Genomic DNA, 25,489 nt, shown 5'->3' with positions numbered 1-25,489 from the left:
CTGTGAAGCGGCGGGGCGCCTTCACCGGACAGCACCCTTGCGGTGCAAGGGGCAGGCGCACGCGGGGAACTCGTGGCCGTTGTCGCCCAGCGGCGGAAGCGGCTCCGGACCGTACGGGACAGCCACGACGGCACGGGGCTCGCTCACCACTCCGGCTCTGTCGACCGTGTAGATCCGCATAGTCATCTTGGCTCGTTCGCGTGCCCGCGTCGGAGTTGTAGCGTGCGTCATGTCGGCGCTCCTCAGCAGCGTTGACCACGCCCCGGGAGGCGACCACCTCGCCGGGGCTTGTCGTATCTGGCGACGCTAGGAGCGTGACGCGCACCACAGCCAGTGATGTTCACGAATGTTCAGAGGTATCTGCTGCACCTGCTCAGTGGCGAGTTCGCTCCCTTGACCAAAGCCCCCATCAGGATGAGTGTGTGAACATCCGTGTACACGTAGAGCGTTGGAGGCGGCAGTGTCACTACGGTTCATCGGGATCGACCCGAACACCGGGCAGGGCGAGAGCCCGACCGTGTGGGTCGACGAGAGCAGAAGCGAACTGGTCATCCAAGGGTGGAAGCCCGATGCGGCAACGGAGGCCGAATGCGCTGCCTTCAAGGTGGCGGGCCACGCGGTCGGCATCCCCGATCACGAACAGGTCGTGCGGGTACCGGCCCGCATGGTGTCGATTCTGAGGGAGGCGTGCGATGCCGCAGAGCGTGCCCAGCTTCGCTGAACTGCTGGACGGCGCCCGCAAGTCGGCCGTCCACCTGGAGATGCGGGACGCGTATGGCGTAGCGAGCGAGGCCGATGCGTTCGCCCGTTGGAAGGAGACCGGGGCTGTCGACGACGATCCCGATTCGCCGTACTGGGCGCCGTGGACGCAGCTGATCCGTCGTACCGTCGCGCGCGGCGTGGCCGTTCGGCGGGCCCGGATCGTGTCCGAGCCGGCGAGCGACTACATCCGGTACGAGCACGCGGGCACGGTGGTGAACGTCGAGGCCGGCGAGCAGGTCCGCTGGCTTCCCCGGCGGCAGGCCAGCGATATCGCCCTGCCCGGCAATGACTTCTGGCTGATCGATCGGCGTCTCATCCGCTGGAACCACTTCACTGGTGACGGCGCCTCCGCAGGCGGTGAGATCAGCCAGGACTCGGCCGCCGCCCGCCTGTGCGCCGACGCCTTCGAGACGGTGTGGGCGCGCGCGATCCCGCACGACGAGTACAAGATCAGCTAGAACGACATGAAGGGTCCAGCCGCAGCACATGGCCACCTCCCCGTCCTCCTCGGCCCAGGCCGCCCGCGAACGCGTCGCCCGGCGGCTGGGCGACCTGCGGGCCGACGCGGGCCTGACAGGCAGCGAGCTGGCCGCGCGCTGCGGCTGGACCCACCCCAAGACGTCCCGCCTGGAGAACACCCGCACACCACCGACACCCGACGACATCCGCCGCTGGTGCCACGCATGTGGCGCCGACGACCAGGCCGAGGACATCATCGCCCAGTCCCGGGACGCCGAGTCGGCGTACATGGAGTGGCGGCGGCAGGTGCGCGCCGGGCTCAAGCGGCTCCAGGACAGCTACCTCGACCTGTACCGGGCCACTGAGCTGTTCCGGATCTACTCACCCACCCTCGTGCCCGGCCTGCTCCAGACGGAGGGCTATGCCCGCGCGGTGCTGTCCGGCGTCGCCGAGCTGTACGACGTCCCCAACGACGCCGACCAGGCCGCAGCCGCGCGCATGGAACGCTCGAAGATCGTGCACGAGCCGGGCCACCGGTTCGTCATGGTGATCGAGGAGGGAGTCCTCTACTACCGGCTGGGCGACGCAGACGCCATGGCCGCACAGCTCGGCTACCTCCTCACCGCTGGCGCCCTACCCTCGGTGTCCCTCGGCGTCATCCCCAAGACTGCGCAACGGACGCTGTGGCCGCAGGAGTTGTTCCATGTCTACGACGACCAGGTGGTGTCTGTGGAGCTGATGTCAGCACGGGTCCGTGTCACGCAGCCGTCCGAGGTTGCCCTGTACCTGCGGGCGTTCGACCAGTTGCGCGGCATGGCCGTGTATGGGGCGGACGCGCGGGCCCTGATCCTGAAGGCCATAGAGGCCCTGCACTGACCCCGGACGCGACGAAACGCCCCCTGAACGGCAGTCATACCGTGCAGGGGGCTTCTGGCTACGCCTTGCCGACTTGCCACTCCACCGGCTCGTCCACATCCGACGGCGAGTACAGGACCCGCTCCGGCCGCCCCTCCTCCGGTACCTGGAACGTGATGTTCCCGCGCACGCAGTCCCCGCCCTTCACCTTCGCCTCCAGCGGATACAACGGCTGCGGCAACTCGCCCCCGCTCACGTGAGTCGGCTCCACCCGCGCCCCGTCCTCGTAGGCCAGCGACCACGGGAACGGGCTCACCTCAAGCGGCTCGTCGCTCTGGTTGCACACCTTCACCTCGACCACAGCCCACTTCTGCCCCGCCGACAGCAGGCCCGGCCCACTGGTGATGCCCTTGTCCTTGTAGGCGAGAGCGGCCGCCGAGAGGTCTACGCTGCTGGTGGTGATGTTGGCGGTGTCGCCGATGTTGAACGTCTCCTGACGGGGGGTGGGGCTCGGCTTCGCGGAGCTGGCCGACGACGGCTCGGAGCTGGCCGCGGTGACTCTGCTGCCGGTGTCGTCCTTGTCGTCCTGGGACTGCGCCACGACAACCCCTGTGGTGACGATCGCGGCGATGACGGCAGCGGCTGAGGCGATGATGATCGCGTTGGTGTAGCTCTTCTTCGGCGCCGACGGTGGTGGCGGGAAGTCGGGCAGGGGTGGTGGCGTGGTGTCCGTCATGGTCCCCCCAGGGCTTTGATGTGCAGGAGGGCATCATGCGCCCAGGTGAGGGTGGCGTGAAGGCTACGTGTCTGTGTTGTGACCCCGGATGGGTGAGACCCTGCCTCCCGCTGGGCGACGCTCGATAGAGCGCCTCTAACCGCACAGGGGACGCGGTTGGTTGGCCACTGACCTGCTGTTTCCCAGGCGGATGGCACGGCCCTGGCACGCCTCTCGCCGGACGTGTGGAGGGCTGAGCACACATCGGGCGTTGCCGTGGAGTCGCTTTTAGAGAATCTGGGCAGCCGCTTCTGTCAGAAACCTGTCCAAGGCGAGGCGCGCCACCTTCCCGCGTTCTGCGCGGTCCTGTTCATTCCGGGCCAAGTGCACTGCGGTAGCGGCGTCCAGAGCATCCTGAGCAAGCTGGCCTAGGCCAGCGTCTCCGCAGACAAGTCGTACGCGGCAGAGCGCTGCGGTGGCGTCTGCTCGACGCTGGTAGGACTCTTCACGCGCCTTCACGAACTCGCTGCTGGTTTGGTCTGCCTGCTCCAAGTGCCAGCGGTCGTTCTGGCTGCGCCGGAAGTCTGTGAGGGCAGCCGCCAGTTCGCTGTAGGCGGTGGTCCGTTCGTTCCATAGCTGCTGGCTTCGGGTGAATCGTTCGCCCTGTCGGGCAATGTGCCGCTGAAAGATGAAGGTGAGCGTGGAACCAGCAAGGGTGCCGAACACCGCGACCAGGCTTGTCAGCACGGGGTTCATGGCCGCAGCCTCTCGTGCGGGAGCGAACGCCGATAGGCCGAGAGTGGCATCTCTCTGGGAGGGAGTCAACGTGCACCGTTCTCGTAGTGGCGGGACGCGAAAAAGTCCGGCAGCAAGCGCGAGCCGCCCGGCCGCTGGCGGGTGCGCTGGTACGACCCGGACGGGAAGCCGAAGGCAAAGACGTTCGCCAAGCTGCCGCAGGCCGAGGCATGGAAGCAGTCGCTCACTGGACGGCTCGACAAGGGCTCATACCGCGACCCGCAGTCGGCGAAGGCCGCATTCGCGGTCGTGGCCGAGGAGTGGTTCAACGCGCTGCAGAAACAGGGACGCACGACACGCAGGGACTACCGCGAGCTGCTCGACCTGTACGTGATCCCGAAGTGGGGCACGTGGCAGGTCGGGGCGGTCCGGTGGGAAGAAGTGTCCGACTGGGTCAAGGAATTGCGGGAGAAGCCGGGGGCGCGCGGGAAATCACTCAGCCCTGCCCGGATCATCAAGATCTACCGCGTGTTCGGCATGGTGATGAAGCGCGCGGTGCAGTCTGGCAGGACCGCGGCCAGCCTCGCCGTTGACCACGACCTGCCGCGTGTCGAGGACGACGGCGAACATGTCTACCTCACGCATGACCAGCTTGAGACGCTTGCCGATGTGGCAGGGGCCTACCGGCCGATGCTGCTGGTCCTCGGCTACTGCGGCATCCGGTGGGGCGAAGTATCGGCGGCGGCTGGCGGACAGCTGGACATCGACCGGCGGCGACTGCGGATCCTCCGGGCTTACTCGGACGTGAAAGGCGTACTTGAAATCGGGCCGGTGAAGAACCATGAGAAGCGGTCGGTGCCGCTGCCCCGGTCAGTTGCCGACGAACTGCGGCCTCTGGTCGAGCACCACGGCCGCGAGCAACTGCTGTTCACTGCGCCGGAGGGCGGGCCACTTCGGTACGGAAACTTCCGGAACCGGGTTTTCGACAAGGCAGTGAAGGCTGCGGGACTCAGCGACCTGGGCGTCACGCCGCACAAGCTTCGGCACACTGCGGCGTCGCTCGCTATCGCGTCTGGCGCTGATGTCAAGGTCGTACAGACGATGCTCGGCCACAAGACGGCGACGATGACCCTCGACCTGTACGGGCACCTCTTCCCGGACCGGCTGGACGAGGTGGCCGACCGGCTAGATGCAGGCCGTCTGACCGCACTCGCCAAACGCAATGCGCCAGTCACACGCGGGGCGTGATCAGATCCATGTGTACTAAATGTGTACTGCCCGCTCGGAGTCCTCCGAACGGGCAGCGGGAAACCGGCCTGTGACCAGCTTCTTTGTATGGAGCCGCCTTCGGGATTCGAACCCGAGACCTACGCATTACGAGTGCGTTGCTCTGGCCATCTGAGCTAAGGCGGCGGGCTGCCCGCACTATGGTGCGATCGGCAACGTCGGTAAGTCTACACAGTTTCCGGGGGTGCTCCGTACGGACCCTGGGGGCACCCCCGGTGGGCCTCGTGATCAGGTGGCTGAGCAGCGCTTTCCCTGGGGTGGAGGGGTGCCTGCGAGGAGGTAGCGGTTGAGCGTGGAGTCGATGCAGGAGCTTCCTCGGCCGTATGCCGTGTGGCCGTCGCCGTCGTAGGTCAGCAGGGTGGCGGAGGAGAGCTGGGCGGCCAGGGACTGGGACCAGGCGTAGGGGGTCGCGGGGTCGCGGGAGGTGCCGACCACGACGATGGGGGCGGCGCCCTTCGCCTCGATGCGGTGGGGTTCGCCGGTCGGGTGGACAGGCCAGTACGTGCAGTTCAGGGAGGCCCAGGCCAGGGTTTCGCCGAAGACCGGGGAGGCCTTCTCGAAGGAGGGGAGGGCTTCTTCGAGCGCTTCGGGGGAAGAGAAGGCGGCGGGGGAATCCAGGCAATTGACCGCCGCGTTCGCGGACATCAGGTTCGCGTACCGGCCGTCGAGGCCGCGCTCGTAGTAGGTGTCGGCGAGGGCGAGCAGGCCCGCGCCGTCCTTGTTCTTCATGGCCGAGGTCAGGGCCTCCCGCAGTCGTGGCCAGGCCGCCTCGTCGTACATCGCCGTGATGACGCCCATCGTCGCCAGCGACTCCCCGAGCTTGCGGCCGTCCGGGTCGTCGGCCTCGATGGGCGCGGCGTCGAGCTGCCGGAAGAAGGCCCTCAGGTTCTTGCCGACCTGGTCAGGTGTGGTGCGCACGTCGCCCAGCGGGCAGTCCGATCTGCGTACGCAGTCCTTTGCGAAGGCCCGGAAGGCCGTCTCGAAGCCGGCCGTCTGATCCTCGTTCATTCGGCGCGCGGGCAGCGACGGATCCATCGCGCCGTCCAGGACCAGCCGCCCCACCCGGTCCGGGTACAGACCCGCGTACGTCGCCCCCAGGAACGTCCCGTACGAGGCACCGACGTACGTCAGCTTCTCGTCGCCCAGTACGCCCCGCAGGATGTCCATGTCGCGGGCCGCCTCAACCGTGGACACATGCCGCAGCACTCGGGCCGAACGCCGCCCGCAGCCCTCCGTGAACTCCTTGACGGCGTCCACCAGTTGGCCTTTCTCGCGCCGGTTGTCGGGAGTGAGGTCCGTCTGCGTGTACGCGTCCATCTCGCGGCCGGTGAGGCATTCGATCGGTTCGCTGCCGGCGACGCCGCGTGGGTCGACGGCGACCATGTCGTAGCGGGAGCGGACCTCCTTCGGGTATCCGACACCCGCGTACGACTGGAGGTAAGCGGTCGCCGAGCCGCCCGGGCCTCCCGGGTTGACCAGAAGCGAACCGAGGCGCTTGCCCGGGCCCGTGGCCTTCTTGCGGGTGACGGCCAGGCTGATGTCGCCGGAGGCCGGCTTGGCGTAGTCGAGCGGGGCCTTGAGCGTGGCGCACTGGAAACCGGGGGCGCCGCAGCCGCGCCACTTCAGCTTCTGGCCGTAGTACGGAGCGAGCGCCGCCGGTGTGGCCTTGGGCAGCGCGGCCAACGCCGAGACTTCCGCCCGGCTCGCGGAGGTCGTCGAACTCCCCATGGAACAGGCGGAGATGAGCAGTCCGCCGATGGCGAGCAGCGTGCCCCACAGATGGAGGAGGCGGCGGGACGCGCAGGATGAGCGGAAGTGGTGGGAGGAGTGGGAATCGCAGGGATGGCCGGTACGGGTTGATCTGGCCCGGGTTGCCCTGAACTGGCGCCTGATGTGCATCCAGCGAGCGTAACCCTGTGCGACGGATCGACCACCGAAGGTCGCCGCAGCATCTCGTACGAGTGACCCCGTCAACTCTCTGCACTGCAACCCCCTGAGCCCACCCACTACCCCCGTATTCCCGTACTCCTCACCCCGCCCGCAACGCCATCGTCATCGCCTCCACCGCCAGCAGCGGCGCCACATTGCGGTCGAGGGCCTCGCGGCAGGCGGCGATCGCTTCTATGCGGCGCAGGGTGGTCTCGGGGGTCGTGCCGCGTGCGAGGCGCTCCAGCGTGTCCTGCATCTCCGTGTTGGCGAGGGCACGGTCGCTGCCGAACTGGAGGGCGAGGACGTCGCGGTAGAAGGCCGTGAGGTCGATCAGGGCCAGGTCCAGGCTGTCGCGCTGTGTGCGGGTTCTGCGGCGCTTCTGCTTGTCTTCCAGTTCCTTCATCACGCCCGCCGTGCCGCGCGGCATCCGGCCGCCCTGGGCCGCGCCGAGCGCCGCCTTCAACTCCTCCGTCTCCTTGGCGTCGATCTCCTCGGCCATCTGCTTGGCGTCCTCGGAAGCCGCGTCGATCAACTCCTGGGCCGCCTTCAGGCAGCCGCCGACGTCGTCGATACGGAGTGGGAGCTTGAGGACGGCGGCGCGGCGCTCGCGGGCGCTCGGGTCCGTGGCCAGGCGGCGGGCGCGGCCGACGTGGCCCTGGGTGGCGCGGGCGGCGACGGCCGCTACGTCGGGTTCGATGCCGTCGCGGCGTACGAGGATGTCGGCGACCGCCGCCACGGGAGGCGTCCGGAGCGTGAGGTGGCGGCAGCGGGAGCGGATGGTCGGCAGGACGTCCTCGAGGGAGGGCGCGCACAGGAGCCAGACCGTGCGGGGGGCGGGCTCCTCGACGGCCTTCAGCAGGACGTTGCCCGCGCCCTCTGTGAGGCGGTCGGCATCTTCCATGACGATGACCTGCCAGCGGCCTGTGGCAGGCGACAGCTGGGCACGGCGCACCAGGTCACGGGTCTCTCTGACGCCGATCGAGAGGAGGTCGGTGCGGACGATCTGCACATCGGCGTGCGTACCGATCAGGCTCGTATGGCAGCCGTCGCAGAACCCGCAGCCAGGGGCTCCGCCGAGGGCACGGTCCGGGCTCACGCACTGGAGGGCGGCGGCGAAAGCCCTCGCCGCCGTGGAACGGCCGGAGCCCGGCGGACCCGTGAACAGCCAGGCGTGCGTCATCTTCGACGTCTCGGGCAACGGGGTGTCGGCGGCCACCGCCGTGACCAGGGCGTCTGCGTCCCGGGCGGCGGCGTCGAGCTGCTCGCTCACCTTCTCCTGACCCACCAGGTCGTCCCATACGGGCATGGGTTGCCGCCCCTCCGTCGCACATCTGCCTTGCCGCGTCCCATTGTGCGGGAGGGCACTGACAACGGGACTTCACGCGTCCGCGTCAGCGCTCACACCCTCACGTCAGCGCCCGCGACACAGCGGTGCCTGCCGCGTCGCAAGCCCGCGAGCCCATGACGCAAGCCCGAGCGCCCATGACGCAAGCCGTCAGCGCTCGCGCCTGGCCTGTCTCTCAACGCCCCGCGACACCGCCCGCGCGCCCGTGACACAAGCTGTCAGCGCCCGCGCCTTCTCGTCAGCGCCAACGAAACAAGCCGGGCAAGCCCGCGTCGCAGACCGCGCGCCTATGAAGCAATCCGCGCGCCTGCGACCGAGCCGTCAGCGCCCCCGACGCCCCCGCCGCCCGCGACCCTCATCGATGTCATCGTCCTCACGCGGGCCCAGCAACTCGTCCGCCAGCGACGGAAGATCGTCCAGCGGTGTCTCCTCGGCCCAGTCCGAGCGGTTCCGCCGACGCGGGCCGCCTTCGGCCTCGAACTGGGGCAGCTCGCGGGTGCGGGCGTCGGAGCCGTCGGGCGCCGGCCGCTCGTCGCGGAAGTACCCCGGGGGCACCCGGTCCGCCGGGCCACCGCCCCGCTGCTCGCCGCCACGGTCGTCCCGTACGGCCTGGTCCTCCCTTACGGGAGGAAGGACAGCCGTCTCGTCCGCGTCCGGGCCCACCGGAGGCAGTACCGCCGTCTCGTCGGCAGCCCCCGGTGGCGCGGGAGGCTGCGGCAGCACGGCCGTCTCCTCCGCGTCGGGCCCGGCTTCGGGAGCGTCACCGGGCGGCACAGGGCGCAGCACGGTGGTCTCGTCGTCCGCCGGTCCGCCGGGAGCGTTCGTCGGCGGCACGACGGGCGTGGGCGTCGGCACCGTGACCTCGTTGTCGGGGGTGGTCGCGCCGGAACCAGCCGCTCCATCAGCCGGAGTGCCGGAACCCGAAGCCTCCGCACTGGCAGCAGCCGCAGCCGCCGCTCCCCTGCGAGCCTCTTCGGCCCGGAGCAACGCCTCCTCGGCCTTCCGCTGCTTCTCCAGGCGCCGCGCCTCGGCCTCGGCCCGGAGCCGCGCCTCCTCCTCGGCCTGCTTGCGCAGACGCTCCTGCTCGGCCGCGCGCGCCTGTTCCTCCGCGAGCCGCCGCTTCCGCTCCTCCTCGGCCCGCCGACGCGCCTCTTCGGCCTGCTGCCGGGCCACCTCGGCCTGCCGCTCCAGCTCGCGCCGCTGGGCCTCCTCAAGCTCGCGCCGCTTGCGTTCCTCTTCCTCCGCGCGCAGCCGGGCGAGCTGCTCCTGCCGCTCGCGCTCGAGGCGCTCCTCCTCGGCCTTGCGGGCGGCCTCTTCCTCGGCGCGCCGCCGCGCCTCCTCCTCGGCCGCCTTACGGGCCTCCTCCTGGGCCTTCACCTCGGCCTCGGAGAGGGGCAGCATCACGTCGAGACGGTGCCGTATCACCGTCGTGACGGCGTCGGACTCCTGCCCACCGTCGACCACCAGGTAGCGCGTGGGGTCGGCTGCGGCGAGCGTCAGGAAACCGGCCCGCACGCGCGCGTGGAACTCGGCGGGCTCCGACTCCAGCCGGTCCGGCGCCTCCGTGAACCGCTCCCGGGCGGTCTCCGGCGACACATCGAGCAGCACGGTCAGATGAGGCACCAGCCCGTTGGTCGCCCATCGCGAGATCCGCGCGATCTCGGTCGGGGACAGATCGCGACCGGCCCCCTGGTACGCCACGGACGAGTCGGTGTAGCGGTCCGAGATGACCACCGCGCCCCGCTCCAGCGCGGGCCGCACCACGGTGTCCACGTGCTCGGCGCGGTCGGCGGCATACAGCAGCGCCTCCGCGCGGTGGGACAGCCCGGCCGACGACACGTCCAGCAGGATCGACCGCAGCCGCTTGCCCACGGGCGTGGCACCCGGCTCACGCGTCAGCACGACTTCGTGCCCCTTGGAGCGGATCCACTCCGCGAGCGCCTCGGCCTGCGTCGACTTCCCGGCCCCGTCACCGCCCTCCAGGGCGATGAAGAACCCGTTCGCGGCCGGTGCCGTCGCGGGCTCGTCCCCGCCCCTCAGCGCGTCCCGCAGGTCGTGCCGCAGCGGTACGCCGGACCGGTCGTCGACCTTGGCCAGCACCAGCGCGGCGACCGGCAGCAGCAGTGCGCCGATCAGCATCAGGGTGAAGGCGGCGCCGCCGTGCGCGAACACGAACTTGCCGTTTTCCAGCCGGTGCGGCCCGATCGCCGCCGCCAGCACGGGGGCCACCAGGGCACCCAGGGCGACGTAGACCCGTACGACCGCGTGGAGATGCTCCGTCGTACGCGCCCGCCGGTGGTCCTCGGCCTCCTGGTCGAGCAGCGTGTGCCCGGTATTCGCTGCGACGCCCGCGCCGATGCCCGCGAGCGCCGAGATCAGGATCACCGTGGTGACGTCCGGGACGAGCCCCGCGGCGAGCAGCGCCAGGCCCGTGAAGGCGATGGCCAACGAGAGCAGCCGGCGCCGCGACAGCGGAGGCAGCAGCTTCGGAGCCGTACGGATGCCCAGGACGACGCCGCCCGTCAGGGCCGCCACCAGCAGCCCGTACAGCACCGGCCCGCCGCCCAGGTCCTTGGCGTGCAGCACGGATACGGCGACCGCGGCGGCGATCGCGGCGGCGACGGCCGCGCAGGCCAGGACCAGCAGCGGAAACGAACCCGTACGCCCCTTGTCGACGCCGGTGCCCGACTTGGGGCGGCGCAGGCCCTCGAGCGGCGACCGCGCGCGCGGGGTGCGCGCGTCGGGCAGTTCGAGAACGGTCAGCACCGACAGGGAGGCGGCGAACAGGCCCGCCGCGACATAGGACGCGAGCGCCGCCTGATGCTGGTCGAACCAGGCGATTCCGGCGCCCAGCAGGTTGTTGAGCAGCCCGGCCACGACGAGAGCGGCGGCCGCCAGGGGCACCGCCACGAATCCCGTACGCAGCGACAGGCGCCGCAGCGTCTCCGTGTGGTCCGGCAGCGGACGCACCGCCGCGCCCTCAGGGGGAGCCGCGGGCAGCAGCGCGGGCGCCGCGCTCTCCCGGCACACCGTCCAGAAGCGCTCGGCGACCCCGGTGACGAACGCGGTCACCAGGATCACGGCCAGCGCATCGTCGGGCGTCCAGTCGATCCACAGGGGCGCGATGATCAGCAGTACGACCCGCACACCGTCCGCCGCGACCATGGTCCAGCGGCGGTCGAGCGGCCCGTCCTGGGAGGTCAGGGAGGTGAGCGGTCCGAGGAGTACGGCTCCGAAGAGCAGCGTCGCGAGTATCCGCGCCCCGAAGACGGCCGAGACGGCGAAGGCCACCCCGCGGTAGTTGCCCCCGAAGGACCCCGCCGCGACCGCCGCCTGAAGCGCGAGCACGACCAGGACGAGCAGTGCGAGGGCGTCGCCGACGCTGCCCACGAGCTGAGCGCTCCACAGCCGCTTCAACTGCGGCAGGCGGAGCAGCGCGCGGACAGCGCGCTCTCGTGAATCTGCGACCAGGGCGTCGTCTGGGGCCGGGGTGTGGGCCGTTGGCTGCTCCGCTCGCGTCATGCGTTCAGCCTATCGGGAGGCGCCGACAACCCCGAAGGGGCGCCCACACATACGGATGCGAGGCCTCCGCACGACGCCGGAACCCACCCCGGGACGCTGAAGCACAGCCCCGGGGCGACCAGGCTCAGCCCTCCGAAGCCGCCGCCTTCTTGGTGGCTGCCTTCTTGGCCGGAGCCTTCTTGGCGGCAGTCTTCGAAGTCGTCGTCTTCTTGGCTGCCGTTTTCTTCGCAGGTGCCTTCTTGGTGGCCGTTTTCTTGGCCGCGGCCTTCTTCGCCGTCTTCTTGGCGGGTGCCTTCGCGCGCTTCTCCGCGAGCAGCTCGTAACCCCGCTCCGGGGTGATGTCCTCGACGCTGTCGCCGGACCGCAGGGTCGCGTTGGTCTCGCCGTCGGTGACGTACGGCCCGAAGCGCCCGTCCTTGACGACGACCGGCTTCTCACTGACCGGGTCCGTGCCCAGCTCCTTGAGCGGCGGCTTGGCGGCGGCCCGCCCGCGCTGCTTGGGCTGGGCGTAGATGGCGAGCGCCTCTTCCAGCGTGATCGTGAAGAGCTGCTCCTCGGACTGCAGCGAACGCGAGTCCGTGCCCTTCTTCAGGTACGGCCCGTAGCGCCCGTTCTGCGCGGTGATCTCCACGCCCTCGGCGTCCTTGCCGACGACGCGCGGCAGCGACATCAGCTTGAGCGCGTCCTCCAGAGTCACCGTGTCCAGGGACATCGACTTGAAGAGCGAGGCCGTACGCGGCTTGACGGCGTTCTTGCCGGTCTTCGGGGTGCCCTCGGGGAGCACTTCGGTGACGTACGGCCCGTAGCGCCCGTCCTTGGCGACGATCTGGTGGCCGGTGACCGGGTCGGCGCCCAGCTCGAAGTCGCCGCTCGGCTTGGCGAGCAGTTCCTCCGCGTACTCGACCGACAGCTCGTCCGGAGCGAGATCGTCCGGGACGTCGGCGCGCTGGTGGTTCTCAGAGTCCTTCTCGCCGCGCTCGACGTAGGGGCCGTAGCGCCCGACGCGCAGCACGATGTCGTTGCCGACGGGGAACGACGACACCTCGCGGGCGTCGATCGCGCCCAGGTCGGTGACGAGCTCCTTGAGGCCGCCCAGGTGGTCCCCGTCGCCGTTGCCCGAGTCGGCCGCGCTGCGGTCGCCGTTCGCGCCCTCACCGAAGTAGAAGCGCTTCAGCCACGGCACGGCACGCGCCTCGCCCCGCGCGATGCGGTCGAGGTCGTCCTCCATCTTGGCCGTGAAGTCGTAGTCGACGAGCCGCCCGAAGTGCTTCTCCAGGAGGTTGACCACGGCGAAGGACAAGAAGGACGGCACCAGGGCCGTGCCCTTCTTGAAGACATAGCCGCGGTCGAGGATAGTCCCGATGATCGACGCGTACGTCGACGGGCGGCCGATCTCGCGCTCTTCGAGCTCCTTGACCAGGCTGGCCTCGGTGTAGCGGGCCGGCGGCTTGGTCGCGTGGCCGTCGACCGAGATCTCCTCGGCGGACAGTGCGTCGCCCTCGGCCACCTGGGGCAGCCTGCGCTCGCGGTCGTCGAGCTCGGCGTTCGGGTCGTCGGCGCCCTCGACGTACGCCTTCAGGAAGCCGTGGAAGGTGATGGTCTTGCCGGAGGCGCTGAACTCGGCGTCCCGGCCGTCCGCGGCGCGGCCACCGATCTTCACCGTGACAGAGTTCCCGGTCGCGTCCTTCATCTGGGAGGCGACGGTCCGCTTCCAGATCAGCTCGTAGAGCCTGAACTGGTCGCCGGTCAGCCCGGTCTCGGCAGGCGTACGGAAACGGTCCCCGGAGGGGCGGATCGCCTCGTGCGCCTCCTGCGCGTTCTTGACCTTCCCGGCGTACGTACGCGGCCGGTCCGGCAGGTAGTCGGCGCCGTACAGCTGCGTGACCTGCGCGCGGGCCGCGGCGACCGCCGTGTCCGAGAGGGTCGTGGAGTCCGTACGCATGTAGGTGATGAAGCCGTTCTCGTACAGCTTCTGAGCCACCTGCATCGTGGCCTTCGCGCCGAAGCCGAGCTTGCGCGAGGCCTCCTGCTGCATCGTCGTCGTACGGAACGGTGCGTACGGGGAGCGACGATACGGTTTCGACTCGACGGACCGTACGGAGAAATCGGTGTTCTCCAGGGCGGCGGCGAGCGCGCGGGCGTTCGCCTCGTCCAGGTGAAGCGTGTTCGCGCTCTTGATCTGACCGAGCGAGTCGAAATCGCGGCCCTGGGCGACACGCCTGCCGTCGACCGTCGTGAGACGCGCGACCAGGGAGGACGGGTCGCTCCGGTCGCCGGCGCGGCCGGTGCCGAAGGTGCCCGTCAGATCCCAGTACTCGGCGGAACGGAACGCGATGCGCTCGCGCTCCCGCTCGACGACCAGGCGGGTCGCCACGGACTGGACGCGGCCCGCCGACAAGCGCGGCATGACCTTCTTCCAGAGGACCGGCGAGACCTCGTAGCCGTAGAGGCGGTCGAGGATGCGGCGGGTCTCCTGGGCGTCGACGAGCTTCTGGTTGAGCTCGCGCGGGTTGGCGACGGCGGCCTGGATCGCGGCCTTGGTGATCTCGTGGAAGACCATCCGCTTGACCGGGACCTTGGGCTTGAGCACCTCCTGGAGGTGCCAGGCGATGGCCTCGCCCTCGCGGTCCTCATCGGTGGCGAGGTAGAGCTCGTCGGAGTCCTTCAGCAGGTCTTTGAGCTTCTTGACCTGGGCCCTTTTGTCGGCGTTGACGACATAGATGGGCTGGAAGTCGTGTTCGACGTCCACGCCGAGGCGGCGCACCTCGCCGGTGTACTTCTCGGGCACCTCCGCGGCGCCGTTGGGGAGGTCGCGGATGTGCCCGACGCTCGCTTCGACGACGTAGCCAGGGCCGAGGTAGCCCTTGATCGTCTTCGCCTTGGCAGGCGACTCGACGATGACGAGTCGGCGGCCGCCGTGTGCGGTCTCGCTGGTCGGGGACAACTTCGCTCTTCTCTCCGGTCGACGCAGGGGGTCTCGCCCCGGTCCTTCGTCCCGGGGGTCGGATCGTGCTGACGCTGCGGAGTGTGACGGTACATCCCGCCCCCGTGTCAAACGGGAAAAGCCCGCAACGGCCACTCGAACGGTAACCCGACTCCCGGCATTCCTGCCGCCCGGAGTGTGGACCTGCCGTTTCGGCTCTAAACGGAGCGTGATCTCTCAGTTACCGAAACGGCGGAATCATGCCGGGCGGAGATCTTGCCTTCGACCCTTCGGAGGCACCAACTCCGGTTCACCGGCGGGCATCCGTCCGCAAACGCGGAGTCGCACCGGAACACGCGCCTCCTCAGATGCGTGTGAAGCACCACACCGCGAGCAGCAGCGCGGCCGTCCCGGCGAAGCTCGCCACCGTCGCGGACACGGCCGGGCTCATCCCCTCGGCGACGGGTTCGCGGTGCCGCAGCCGGGCCGCGGTCCACACCAGCAGTCCGGCTCCGAACAGGGCGAACACCGATCCCGCGAAGACCGCCGGTCCGTTCTCCATGGTTCGTTCCCTTCGCCCTTGGGTGCCCAAGGACGGGAGGCTGACACCTCCGGGAGGCCAGCACACGAACCCACGGTGAACGCACGGCGGACAGACCCGCGCGACTCCCCGCACATCGCACCCGCGCCGCAGTGCCGCCCCGGTTCGAATGTGCGGACGCGGCGATTTCGCGCCATCCATGACGACTCGGCTGTCGCGGGGCTCCCGCTCGTCGGGTTGCTCAGCCGGCGGGCTCGAGGAACCCCTGCTCGATCAGCAGCCGGATCTGCGCGGGCGTACGGTCCCGCAGCAACACCGGGTCCTCACCGATCAGTTGGGCGATGGCGTCCAGAATTCGCCCCGCGCTGAGCTGGCCGTCGCACACACCCGCGAAGCCCGCGCCCACCGTGTCCACCCTGGTGGCCCGCCGCATCCCGCGGTTCTGGCGCAGTACGACATGCTCCGGATCCTCGGCGCCGGGCAGCCCGACCTGCTCCTGCACGATCTCCCCCGCGAGCTTGAAGTGCCCGGCGAGCAGCGCCGCGTCGTCGTGCGCACGCAGATAGTCCACGCGGTCGAAGTGCGCGCGCACCGTCTCGCCGAGCGGCTGTTCGACGGGATGCGGCCACTCCTCCACGACGACCGAGGGCTGCGCGGCCCCCGACTTGCGCAGGGTGATCCACCCGAAGCCCACGGCTCTGACCTTCCGCGCCTCGAACTCGTCGAGCCAGGCGTCGTAGCGCGCCTGGTACTCCACCGGATCCGAACGATGATCACCGGCGTCCCGCAGCCACAACTCGGCGTACTGCATGACGTCCTGCACTTCGCGCTGCACGACCCACGCGTCACAGTCGCGCGGCACCCAGGACCGCAGCCGGTCCTGCCAGTCCTCCCCCTCCACGTGCTGCCAGTTGGCAAGGAACTGCGCATATCCCCCTTCGTTGAGGTGAGCGCCCGCCCCTTGAACGAGCGCCCGGCACAGATCGTCCCCGCCCATCCCGCCGTCCCGGTAGGTGAGCCGGGCGCCGGGAGAGATGACGAAAGGCGGGTTGGAGACGATCAGGTCGTACGTCTCCTCGCCGACGGGCTCGAAGAGCGAGCCCTCGCGCAGATCGGCCCCCTGTGCGCCGGACAGGGCGAGCGTGAGCGCGGTGATGTGCAGCGCGCGCGGGTTGACGTCCGTGGCGGTCACGCGCGTGGCGTGCTGTGCGGCGTGCAGCGCCTGAATACCGGAGCCGGTGCCGAGATCGAGCGCCGACTGCACGGGCGTACGCACCGTGATGCCCGACAGCGTCGTGGACGCGCCGCCCACTCCGAGTACGACCCGTTCATCACGGCTGCCGATGCCTCCGGCTCCGCCGACCGCGCACCCCAGGTCGGCGACGATGAACCAGTCCTCGCCGCCGGGTCCGCCGTACGGCCGGACATCGACCGTCGCCGCGACCTCGTCGCCGCCGGTCCTGGTCAGCCAGCCGCCCTCCAGGCAGTCCTGAACGGGCAGTACGTCCACCACGCGCGCGTGCGGCACGGGCTGCTGCAACAGGAACAGCCGTACGAGCGTCTCCAGCGGCGTGTCGCCCCGGGTCGCCCGGAGTGCGGGCACGGTCTCGCTCCGGGCCAGTGCCGCGTACGCGGAGGCGCCCAGCAGATCGAGCAGGCCGTCGGCGCTGAAGGAGGCACCCAGGAGGGCGTCCCGCAGCCGCGCGGTGACGTCGGAGCGGTCGGTCGAGGGCAGCGTTGCCAGGCTGGTGTTACTCACGCCTCCATTGTTGCCGCTCCCGCCGACGGGGCGCTTGCCCCTGTGGACAACATGCCGCCTGTGGACAAGCGACATGTCGAGAACAATCCGCCCACCACATGCCGAGGGCCCGGCACGCGCGCGTACCGGGCCATTTCTCGGTTGACGGAGATCGGTCTCCTGGGGTCAACCGTTGGTCGCCGACGGCGACCCGGCGGCGGACTTGCAGCTCTCCTGCTTGGCCATCGCCTTGCCCACCTCGCCCTCCTGCAGCTTGTTCAGGGCGACGTTGCCGCTCTGGCCCAGCTTGTCCAGCTCGGTGGCGATGTCCTTGAGCCCGTCCGCGAACTTCCCCTGGTCCTTGGTGTCGAGCGCGTCGACCTGCTTCTTGAGGTCGGCGTACGACGTGGAGATGCCGTTGAGCTCCTTGACGGCGTCCGTCTGCTTCTTCTTGCCCTCCTCGACGTCCGGCGCCCCGGCCTTGCTCACGGCGGCGCCGATCGCCTTGTAGGCGTCGGACATGTCCTGGAAGGCCTGGGAGTCCGTCTTCTGGACGTCGGCCGGCGTGCTGTTGTCCGAGGTCTGCTTCTGGATGGAGGTGTTGGCGGCCTCGATCTTCTTCGCCTGCGGCTGCACCTCGTCACAGACCTCTTTGGCCCAGGAGTTCAGCTTGTCGCTGCTGTCGTCTCCGCCACATCCCGACAGCGCCAGTACCAGTACCGCACCGCCGGACAGTGCGGCCGCGAGCTTCTTGTTCACCGGATTGGTCCCTTCCATGGCTCTCGGCCCCGGAACATACACGCCAAGTGGGCGGCACCCACGAACTGGAAGTCCGATTTGTTAAATATTGTAGCCATTTGCACCAAGCGAGAGAAGGCTCACGAACCCGGCGCTAAAACCCTCGAGCGGGCGGACGGCGCGTCAAGACGCGCTGCCCGCCCGCTCGTTGAGCGGAACCTGACCAGCCGTAAGGCCAAGCCGTGGAGCGATCGCTCAGGAAACCACCGCCGCATCCGGCGATTTGGAGGCCGGTTCGGAGTTGTCTTCGTCACCCACGGCGATACCGCGCCGCTTGGACACGTACACCGCGCCGACGATCACGGCGAACGAGAGCACCGCGATGAGTACGCGCATGCCCACGCTCTTGTCCTCCCCGTACGAGAACTTGACGACCGCGGGCGCGATGAGCAGCGCCACCAGGTTCATCACCTTCAGCAGGGGGTTGATCGCGGGACCGGCGGTGTCCTTGAAGGGGTCGCCGACCGTGTCGCCGATCACCGTGGCGGCATGGGCCTCGCTGCCCTTGCCACCGTGGTGACCGTCCTCGACGAGCTTCTTCGCGTTGTCCCAGGCGCCGCCGGAGTTGGCGAGGAAGACCGCCATCAGCGTGCCCGTGCCGATCGCGCCCGCGAGGAACGAGCCGAGCGCACCGACCCCGAGCGTGAACCCGATCGCGATCGGCGTCAGTACGGCGAGCAGACCGGGCGTGGCCAGCTCGCGCAGCGCGTCCTTGGTGCAGATGTCGACGACGCGCCCGTACTCGGGCTTCTCGCTGTAGTCCATGATCCCGGGGTGCTCGCGGAACTGCCGCCGCACCTCGTAGACCACGGCCCCGGCGGACCGCGACACCGCGTTGATCGCCAGCCCCGAGAAGAGGAAGACGACCGCGGCACCCGCGATGAGCCCGACCAGGTTGTTGGGCTGCGAGATGTCCATCATCAGGTTCAGTGGCGCGTCCTCGCCGGTGACCGTCTCGCCCACTTCGTTCGCGGCCGTGAGGATCGCGTCACGGTACGAGCCGAAGAGCGCCGCAGCCGCCAGTACGGCCGTGGCGATGGCGATGCCCTTGGTGATGGCCTTGGTGGTGTTGCCGACGGCGTCCAGGTCGGTGAGCACCTGCGCGCCTGCGCCCGTGACGTCACCGGACATCTCAGCGATGCCCTGCGCGTTGTCGGAGACCGGCCCGAAGGTGTCCATGGCGACGATCACGCCGACCGTGGTGAGCAGGCCGGTACCGGCCAACGCCACCGCGAAGAGCGCCAGCATGATCGACGTACCGCCGAGCAGGAAGGCCCCGTAGACGCCGAGGCCGATCAACAGGGCGGTGTAGACGGCCGATTCGAGACCGATGGAGATACCCGCGAGGACGACGGTGGCCGCACCGGTGAGCGAGGTCTTGCCGATGTCCCGTACGGGACGACGGGTGGTCTCGGTGAAGTAGCCGGTCAGCTGCTGGATCAGCGCGGCCAGGACGATGCCGATCGCGACGGCGACGATCGCGAGGATCCGCGGGTCGCCGCCCTTGTCGAGGACTTCCGTGTTCGCGCCGTCCAGCTCCGCGTACGAGGACGGGAGGTAGACGAACACGGCCACGGCCACCAGCGCCATCGAGATCACCGCGGAGATGAAGAAGCCGCGGTTGATGGCGCTCATGCCGCTTCGGTCGGCCCGGCGCGGCGCCACCGCGAAGATGCCGATCATCGCGGTGATCACGCCGATCGCGGGCACGATCAGCGGGAAGCCGAGCCCGTAGTCGCCGAACGCCGCGCTGCCGAGGATGAGTGCGGCGACGAGCGTGACGGCGTACGACTCGAAGAGGTCGGCGGCCATGCCGGCGCAGTCGCCGACGTTGTCGCCCACGTTGTCGGCGATGGTCGCGGCATTGCGCGGGTCGTCCTCCGGAATGCCCTGCTCGACCTTGCCGACCAGGTCGGCGCCGACGTCGGCGGCCTTGGTGAAGATGCCGCCGCCGACACGCATGAACATCGCGATCAGCGCGGCACCGAGACCGAAGCCCTCCAGGACTTTCGGTGCGTCGGCCGCGTACACCAGCACCACACAGGAGGCGCCCAGCAGACCGAGCCCCACCGTGAACATGCCGACGACGCCGCCCGTTCGAAAAGCGATCTTCATGGCTTTGTGCGAGACGGCGGTGAGATCCTTTTCGGGTTCACCTTCCGCTGGAGTCGCTTCCCGTGCCGCGGCGGCCACGCGGACATTGCTGCGTACGGCGAGCCACATGCCGATATAGCCGGTGGTCGCCGAGAACGCCGCGCCGATCAAGAAGAAGACCGATCGTCCGGCGCGCTGATTCCAGTCGTCCGCGGGCAACAGCATGAGCAGGAAGAACACCGCGACGGCGAATACGCCCAGGGTGCGCAACTGGCGCGTCAGATAGGCGTTCGCGCCTTCCTGGACCGCCGCCGCGATCTTCTTCATGCTGTCGGTGCCCTCGCCGGCCGCGAGAACCTGGCGTACCAGGATCCCGGCGACCACGAGAGCCGCCAGGGCCACGACCGCGATGAAGATCACGATGAGGCGGTTGTCGTCGGTCAGAACCGCGGCCGCGAGGGTTGTGGGCTGGTCAAACTGATGAGGGGTAGAAAGCCCCGCCATTCGTCCTCCTTGACGCTTGGGCTGAGCTCAAGATGTGGACGGATTGTAGGTAGCTGAACCTGATCAAAACAGTGCGCGGTAAGCGGAATCCGCCTTCACATGCTCTTCAGTAAATGATCCACGGACCCTCATGGAACCCGAAAGCGGTAATGCCCCAAAAGCATTGACGCTTGATCCGTTGACGCGCGACAGCGGTAAACCCGATCATAATGCTGATCGTGAATTCATTCACGATAACGCGCGCGCAATCCATGTGCACGGGCGGGCACGAACACGCACAACGAGAAAGGGCCCCGCTGAGCAGGGCCCTTTCCGTTACTGCGTGGGTGAGGGAGTCAGGGAACGAGCGTGGCCGGCGGCGTGGTGGGCCAGCTCATCCTGATCAGTCCGCCGTTCTCACCGGCGGTGACCTCCACGTCGTCGACGAGACCGCTGATGACCGCGAGACCCATCTCGTCCTCTTCGGTCTCCGCGTCCGGATCGTCGGCTCCGCCTTCGGCGCCCGACGTCTTCTCGCCGGGAGTCGCATGCGGCGCCTCGTCGCCGACCTCGATGGAGAACTGCTTCTCCTCCTCGATCAACAGCACCCGCACCGGCGCCGAGATGCCGCCGCTCTGGTGCAGCCCAACAGCCCGCGTACAGGCCTCGCCGACGGCGAGCCTGACCTCGTCGAGGACGGCCTCGTCCACTCCGGCCCTGCGCGCCACCGCTGCCGCCACCAGTCGGGCGGTCCTGACGTGCTCGGGCAGCGCGCTGAAGCGGAGTTCAACGGTGGCCATGCATCCCCCTCGGAACTACGGGCGTGCTGTCAGGGGGCCGGGCCGCGAGGCCCGAACCCCCCTCGTTGACTTTCTTCCGTCCCGGACCCACGGCCCGGAACCGGCCTTCGGCCAAGGGCCGCTCGGTCACGACCGAGGACCGCTCAGTCAGTGGCCGCTACCGCTTCCTCGACCGAGGTGTGGATGGGGAACACCTTGGTGAGGCCGGTGATGCGGAAGATCTTCAGAATGCGCTCCTGGTTGCAGACCAGTCGCAGCGAGCCCTCGTGGGCACGCACCCGCTTCAGGCCGCCGACCAGCACGCCGAGTCCGGTGGAGTCGAGGAAGTCCACGCCCTCCATGTCGACGACAAGATGAAAACTGCCGTCGTTCACCAGCTCGACCAGCTGCTCGCGCAGCTTGGGCGCGGTATATACATCGATTTCGCCACCGACTTCGACGACCGTACGATCGCCGACGGTACGTGTCGACAGGGACAGGTCCACGGATCCTCCAGCACCTTGCTATCGAGCGGTCGCCCCTCGGGACACCTCGGCGGCGCCCCCGGGACTGTTCGCCAGCCGCGATGGCATTCAATCACTTACCGGCAGGCGTGCACGACGCCTTAGGCCCATTGTCCGTCACGCCAGTGACACACTCGATGCCGATGGCCAAGAATCCCCGGTCCGATCGACCCTCGACGGACACCGCTTCCCGACCCGCTCCGAGCACGGTTCTGAACCGGCTCGCCTCGGGGCCGAGCCGGGCTTCGCGCATCACTCATACGGAGCACTTGCCCGCACGTGAGGGCCGCCATGCCGTCTGGCCGGACCGGATCCGCTCCGAGGTGATCGCGGCAGTGCAGGCCGCGGGCATCGAGCACCCCTGGGCCCACCAGGCACAAGCCGCCGAGCACGCCCTGGACGGCGACTCAGTGATCGTCGCCACAGGCACCGCCTCGGGCAAGTCGCTGGCGTACCTGGCCCCGGTGCTGTCGTGTCTACTCGATGGCTCCGAAGCCGCCAACGGCCGTGGCGCCACCTCCCTCTACCTCGCCCCGACCAAGGCCCTCGCGGCGGACCAGTGCCGATCCGTGAAGGAAATTTCACATCCTCTGGGCAATGCGGTGCGTCCTGCGGTCTACGACGGGGACACTCCCGTCGAGGAACGCGAGTGGATACGCCAGTACGCCAACTACGTCCTGACCAACCCCGACATGCTGCACCGAGGGATTCTGCCCTCCCACCCTCGCTGGTCCTCCTTCCTGCGCGCGCTGCGCTATGTCGTCATCGACGAGTGCCACACGTACCGCGGCGTCTTCGGCTCGCACGTCGCCCAGGTACTGCGCCGGCTGCGCCGACTGTGTGCTCGGTACGGCTCCTCGCCCGTCTTCCTCCTCGCCTCGGCGACCGCCGCCGAACCGTCGGTGGCCGCTCGCCGGCTGACCGGTCTCCCGGTCGTCGAGGTCGCGGACGACGCCTCACCGCGCGGCGAACTGGTGTTCGCCCTCTGGGAGCCCCCGCTCACCGAACTCCACGGCGAGAAGGGCGCCCCCGTCCGCCGTACCGCCACCGCCGAGACCGCGGACCTCCTCACCGACCTGACCGTGCAGGGCGTCCGCTCGGTCGCGTTCGTACGCTCCCGCCGGGGCGCGGAGCTGATCTCGGTGATCGCCCAGGAACGGCTCGCCGAGGTCGACCGCTCCCTGGCCCGGCGCGTGGCCGCGTACCGAGGCGGCTACCTCCCCGAGGAACGCCGCGCCCTCGAGCAGGCCCTCCACTCCGGCGAACTCCTCGGCCTCGCCGCCACCACCGCCCTCGAACTCGGCATCGACGTCTCGGGACTGGACGCCGTCGTCATCGCGGGCTACCCCGGCACGAGGGCCTCGCTGTGGCAGCAGGCGGGCCGCGCGGGACGCTCCGGGCAGGGCGCCCTCGCGGTTCTGGTGGCCCGCGACGACCCACTGGACACGTTTCTCGTCCACCACCCGGAGGCCCTGTTCGACCAGCCCGTGGAGTCCACCGTCCTCGACCCCGACAACCCGTACGTCCTCGCACCCCACCTGTGCGCCGCCGCCGCCGAACTCCCTTTGACGGACGAGGACCTGCCGCTCTTCGGTCCGGCCGCCGCCGATCTGCTTCCGCAACTGGAGGCCGCGAAGCTACTGCGCCGCCGTACGAAGGCGTGGCACTGGACGCGCCGGGAACGAGCCGCCGACCTCACGGACATCCGTGGCGGGGGCGGCAGTCCCGTACAGGTCGTCGAGGCCGGCTCAGGGCGGCTGCTGGGCACGGTCGACGCCGGCGCCGCGCACACCAGCGTCCACGACGGGGCGGTCCACCTCCACCAGGGCCGTACGTACCTGGTGAAGGAACTGGACCTCGAGGACTCGGTCGCCCTGGTCGAGGAGGCCAGCCCGCCGTATTCGACGGTCGCCCGCGACACCACGGCCATCTCCGTCCTGGAAACGGACGTCGAAGTCCCCTGGGGCGCGGGCCGGTTGTGTTACGGCTCCGTCGAGGTCACCAACCAAGTCGTCTCCTTCCTGCGTCGTCGTGTCATCACCGGCGAAGTGCTCGGCGAGACGAAACTCGATCTCCCTCCTCGTACGCTCCGCACACGCGCCGTGTGGTGGACGGTCACCGAGGACCAGCTCGACGCAGCCCGTGTGACCCCGGAGATCCTCGGCGGAGCCCTGCACGCCGCCGAACACGCGTCGATCGGCATGCTCCCGCTGTTCGCCACCTGCGACCGCTGGGACATCGGCGGCGTCTCCGTCCCTCTGCATCCGGACACCCTCCTCCCGACGGTCTTCGTGTACGACGGCCACCCCGGCGGGGCAGGCTTCGCCGAGCGCGCCTTCCACACGGCTCGCGAGTGGCTCACGGCCACCCGCCAGGCCATCGCCTCCTGCGAGTGCGAGGCCGGCTGCCCCTCCTGCATCCAGTCCCCCAAGTGCGGCAACGGCAACGACCCATTGCACAAGCGGGGGGCTGTGCGATTGCTGACGGTTCTGCTGCGGGGTGCTCCGGAGGGACAGGCGTCCGGGGCCGCCTCGCGAGCAGGAGCCGGGGGTGAGGCGGCGGACGGGTAGCTCGCGAGAGCGTCGGCTTCCTGGCGTCGGCCCCAACAGCGGGCCCTGGCCAAGCGGCGCGCCCGGACCGGCGGCCGGAAACGGAGTTACGGCGTCACCCCCGGTGCGGAGCTGGCCTCACTCCCAGGTGCACGGTGGGCTCTTCGCGAGCTCCGTGCGAGACCGATCCTCCGCTTCCCAAGCCGGCGAACGTGGCGCCACGCACCGGGTCCCTCCACGGGTTCACCCCCTCTCCGGCTCCGCCGCCTCACCCCCGAGGTGAGGCGGCGCCATCACCCCCTCAGGTCCGGCCGGAGGCTTCGGCCCCGCCGGTCCCGCCCGAGACCTGACCTCCGCTGTGAACGGCCCTCGTCCCGCCGCGACCCTGACGTCCGAGATCTCGCCGTAGACGGCGCACCGGACGATGCGGGTGCCCTGTGCCCGCGCCACCCGGTCCGCCTGGGCGCAGGCCGCCGTACCGCCCTCCATCCAGTGGTCGGCCGCCGCGAGCGCCGCCAAGTCGGCGGCGCCGCCCGCGTGGTGACGGGTCATCACCGCTTGGCTCATCGCGAGGATGGCGCCGAAGAAGACGCACAGCACCGCGATGACGCCCACCGCCAAGACGGTCGCCGAGCCCCGGTCCGAGGAGAACGCTCTCCTGCGCGAAACCCACCATCGTTCGCTTCCCTTCGTCATCCGCCCGTCCCCACCGTCTCCTCTGCCAGGGCCACAGCCTCGTGCTCCAGGTCGAGAGCCAGCGCGTCGGGCCCCGGAGGCTTCGCCGCGACCCGCACGCGCACCAGGTCGCCCTCGCGCCGAACCGTGACCTGCGCCCCGTCCGGCGCCGTCTCCCTGGCCACCGTCGTCACCGTGCCCGGCGGGTCCTGGCGGGCCGCCGCACGTGCCCCCGCCCGGGCTGCGTCCACGCACTGGATGTGCGCGGACGCGGCCAGCAGGGCCCAGACCAGTGCCAACGCGAACGCGATCAGCACGGGCAGCACCATGGCCGCCTCCGCCGTCACAAACCCTCCGTCCCCGGCCAGCCGCCGGAACGGACCCCGGCGCCGTACCGGACGGGCCGACTGCTGCTCAGAACTGGCCATTGAGCGCTCGCTCCACGATGTCTTGCAGAGCCCCCTTGACCTGCCCACTGGTCACCACCTCGTAGAGCAGCGCGGCGAACCCCACCGCCGCGATCAGGCCCATCGCGTACTCGGAGGTCACCATTCCGGCATCCCTCCGCGCCGCCGAAGCCCTCCGCACCACCCAGGCAGTCGGCAGCGCCCATGCCCTGCCCGCCAGCGCCTGCATCCGTCCGGCCCGCACTCGTACCCGCATTGCCTTGTTCATCCGAACCCCCGTGTAGATCCGCACTGTCGCCTCGTCCGACTCATTCACTTCGCCCGGCTGTGCCGGACCTGTTCCGTTCATCGCTCGCCCTTCACAACTCC

Annotated in this window: 21 protein-coding genes and 1 tRNA gene; 5 read left to right on the top strand and 17 right to left on the bottom strand. The window is 69.6% G+C overall.

Annotated features, from left to right (window positions below):
- Positions 1-21: 21 nt before the first annotated feature.
- The gene (locus tag ACQEVY_RS26345; protein ID WP_432951910.1) at positions 22-231 is read right to left on the bottom strand and encodes a hypothetical protein; all 210 of its coding nucleotides are present in this window, start codon (positions 229-231) and stop codon (positions 22-24) included.
- A 229-nt stretch (positions 232-460) separates the two neighbouring features.
- Between ACQEVY_RS26345 and ACQEVY_RS26340 the strand changes: the two genes are divergently transcribed.
- The 3 genes from ACQEVY_RS26340 to ACQEVY_RS26330 are packed head-to-tail and all read left to right on the top strand — an operon-like array spanning position 461 to position 2,097.
- Positions 461-721, top strand: coding sequence for a hypothetical protein (locus ACQEVY_RS26340; protein WP_432951909.1), 261 nt, complete (start codon positions 461-463; stop codon positions 719-721).
- Positions 693-1,220, top strand: a complete 528-nt coding sequence (locus ACQEVY_RS26335) for a DUF6879 family protein (RefSeq protein ID WP_432951908.1) — start codon at positions 693-695, stop codon at positions 1,218-1,220. The genes ACQEVY_RS26340 and ACQEVY_RS26335 overlap by 29 nt, the downstream gene beginning before the upstream one ends.
- A gap of 28 nt (positions 1,221-1,248) precedes the next feature.
- Positions 1,249-2,097: a helix-turn-helix domain-containing protein gene (locus ACQEVY_RS26330; RefSeq protein ID WP_432951907.1), complete on the top strand. Its 849-nt coding sequence runs from the start codon at positions 1,249-1,251 to the stop codon at positions 2,095-2,097.
- Positions 2,098-2,155: 58 nt separating this feature from the next.
- Here ACQEVY_RS26330 and ACQEVY_RS26325 read toward each other — a convergent pair whose 3' ends face one another.
- Positions 2,156-2,812, bottom strand: coding sequence for a DUF4352 domain-containing protein (locus ACQEVY_RS26325; RefSeq protein WP_432951906.1), 657 nt, complete (start codon positions 2,810-2,812; stop codon positions 2,156-2,158).
- 267 nt (positions 2,813-3,079) lie between these two features.
- Positions 3,080-3,547: a hypothetical protein gene (locus tag ACQEVY_RS26320; RefSeq protein WP_432951905.1), complete on the bottom strand. Its 468-nt coding sequence runs from the start codon at positions 3,545-3,547 to the stop codon at positions 3,080-3,082.
- A 141-nt stretch (positions 3,548-3,688) separates the two neighbouring features.
- Between ACQEVY_RS26320 and ACQEVY_RS26315 the strand changes: the two genes are divergently transcribed.
- On the top strand, positions 3,689-4,774 hold the full coding sequence (locus ACQEVY_RS26315) for a tyrosine-type recombinase/integrase (RefSeq protein WP_432951903.1): 1,086 nt from the start codon (positions 3,689-3,691) through the stop codon (positions 4,772-4,774).
- A gap of 88 nt (positions 4,775-4,862) precedes the next feature.
- On the opposite strand, the gene ACQEVY_RS26310 is transcribed toward ACQEVY_RS26315, so the two are convergent.
- From ACQEVY_RS26310 to bldG, 11 genes are all read right to left on the bottom strand, one after another.
- Positions 4,863-4,939 (bottom strand) — tRNA-Thr (locus ACQEVY_RS26310).
- A gap of 102 nt (positions 4,940-5,041) precedes the next feature.
- Positions 5,042-6,712, bottom strand: a complete 1,671-nt coding sequence (locus ACQEVY_RS26305; protein WP_432951901.1) for an alpha/beta hydrolase — start codon at positions 6,710-6,712, stop codon at positions 5,042-5,044.
- A 130-nt stretch (positions 6,713-6,842) separates the two neighbouring features.
- A complete protein-coding gene (locus ACQEVY_RS26300; protein ID WP_432951900.1) occupies positions 6,843-8,048 on the bottom strand; it encodes a DNA polymerase III subunit delta' in 1,206 nt (401 codons plus the stop codon).
- Positions 8,049-8,408: 360 nt separating this feature from the next.
- Positions 8,409-11,609, bottom strand: coding sequence for a dTMP kinase (tmk, locus tag ACQEVY_RS26295; protein WP_432951899.1), 3,201 nt, complete (start codon positions 11,607-11,609; stop codon positions 8,409-8,411).
- Positions 11,610-11,733: 124 nt separating this feature from the next.
- Entirely contained in the window at positions 11,734-14,553 is a 2,820-nt protein-coding gene (topA, locus tag ACQEVY_RS26290) for a type I DNA topoisomerase (RefSeq protein WP_432951898.1), read from the bottom strand.
- 343 nt (positions 14,554-14,896) lie between these two features.
- Positions 14,897-15,094, bottom strand: a complete 198-nt coding sequence (locus ACQEVY_RS26285) for a hypothetical protein (RefSeq protein WP_328770729.1) — start codon at positions 15,092-15,094, stop codon at positions 14,897-14,899.
- Positions 15,095-15,314: 220 nt separating this feature from the next.
- Positions 15,315-16,832, bottom strand: coding sequence for a DUF7059 domain-containing protein (locus ACQEVY_RS26280; RefSeq protein ID WP_432951897.1), 1,518 nt, complete (start codon positions 16,830-16,832; stop codon positions 15,315-15,317).
- A 165-nt stretch (positions 16,833-16,997) separates the two neighbouring features.
- Positions 16,998-17,588, bottom strand: a complete 591-nt coding sequence (locus ACQEVY_RS26275; RefSeq protein WP_432951896.1) for a small secreted protein — start codon at positions 17,586-17,588, stop codon at positions 16,998-17,000.
- Between the two features lie 216 nt (positions 17,589-17,804).
- The gene (locus tag ACQEVY_RS26270; protein WP_432951895.1) at positions 17,805-20,207 is read right to left on the bottom strand and encodes a sodium-translocating pyrophosphatase; all 2,403 of its coding nucleotides are present in this window, start codon (positions 20,205-20,207) and stop codon (positions 17,805-17,807) included.
- A gap of 335 nt (positions 20,208-20,542) precedes the next feature.
- Positions 20,543-20,986 (bottom strand): ATP-binding protein, encoded by a 444-nt coding sequence (locus ACQEVY_RS26265; RefSeq protein ID WP_432951894.1) that lies wholly within the window; start codon positions 20,984-20,986, stop codon positions 20,543-20,545.
- A 143-nt stretch (positions 20,987-21,129) separates the two neighbouring features.
- Entirely contained in the window at positions 21,130-21,471 is a 342-nt protein-coding gene (bldG, locus tag ACQEVY_RS26260) for an anti-sigma factor antagonist BldG (protein ID WP_003975386.1), read from the bottom strand.
- Positions 21,472-21,551: 80 nt separating this feature from the next.
- Here bldG and ACQEVY_RS26255 point away from each other — a divergent pair, with 80 nt between their 5' ends.
- A complete protein-coding gene (locus tag ACQEVY_RS26255) occupies positions 21,552-24,059 on the top strand; it encodes a DEAD/DEAH box helicase (RefSeq protein WP_432951893.1) in 2,508 nt (835 codons plus the stop codon).
- A gap of 222 nt (positions 24,060-24,281) precedes the next feature.
- Here the strand turns inward: ACQEVY_RS26255 and ACQEVY_RS26250 are convergent, their stop codons facing one another.
- The 3 genes from ACQEVY_RS26250 to ACQEVY_RS26240 are packed head-to-tail and all read right to left on the bottom strand — an operon-like array spanning position 24,282 to position 25,469.
- A complete protein-coding gene (locus ACQEVY_RS26250) occupies positions 24,282-24,734 on the bottom strand; it encodes an Rv3654c family TadE-like protein (RefSeq protein ID WP_432951892.1) in 453 nt (150 codons plus the stop codon).
- Positions 24,731-25,141 carry a TadE family type IV pilus minor pilin gene (locus ACQEVY_RS26245; protein WP_432951891.1) on the bottom strand — a complete coding sequence of 137 codons (411 nt, stop codon included), beginning with the start codon at positions 25,139-25,141 and terminating at the stop codon, positions 24,731-24,733. The genes ACQEVY_RS26250 and ACQEVY_RS26245 overlap by 4 nt, the downstream gene beginning before the upstream one ends.
- Positions 25,128-25,469, bottom strand: a complete 342-nt coding sequence (locus ACQEVY_RS26240) for a DUF4244 domain-containing protein (protein WP_432951890.1) — start codon at positions 25,467-25,469, stop codon at positions 25,128-25,130. Before ACQEVY_RS26240 ends, ACQEVY_RS26245 begins: the two co-directional genes overlap by 14 nt.
- Between the last annotated feature and the right edge of the window lie 20 nt (positions 25,470-25,489).

Origin of the sequence: Streptomyces sp. CA-288835 (assembly GCF_050936385.1) — a bacterium.
GTDB lineage: Bacteria > Actinomycetota > Actinomycetes > Streptomycetales > Streptomycetaceae > Streptomyces.
This window is presented reverse-complemented; position numbering and strand designations above follow the sequence as displayed.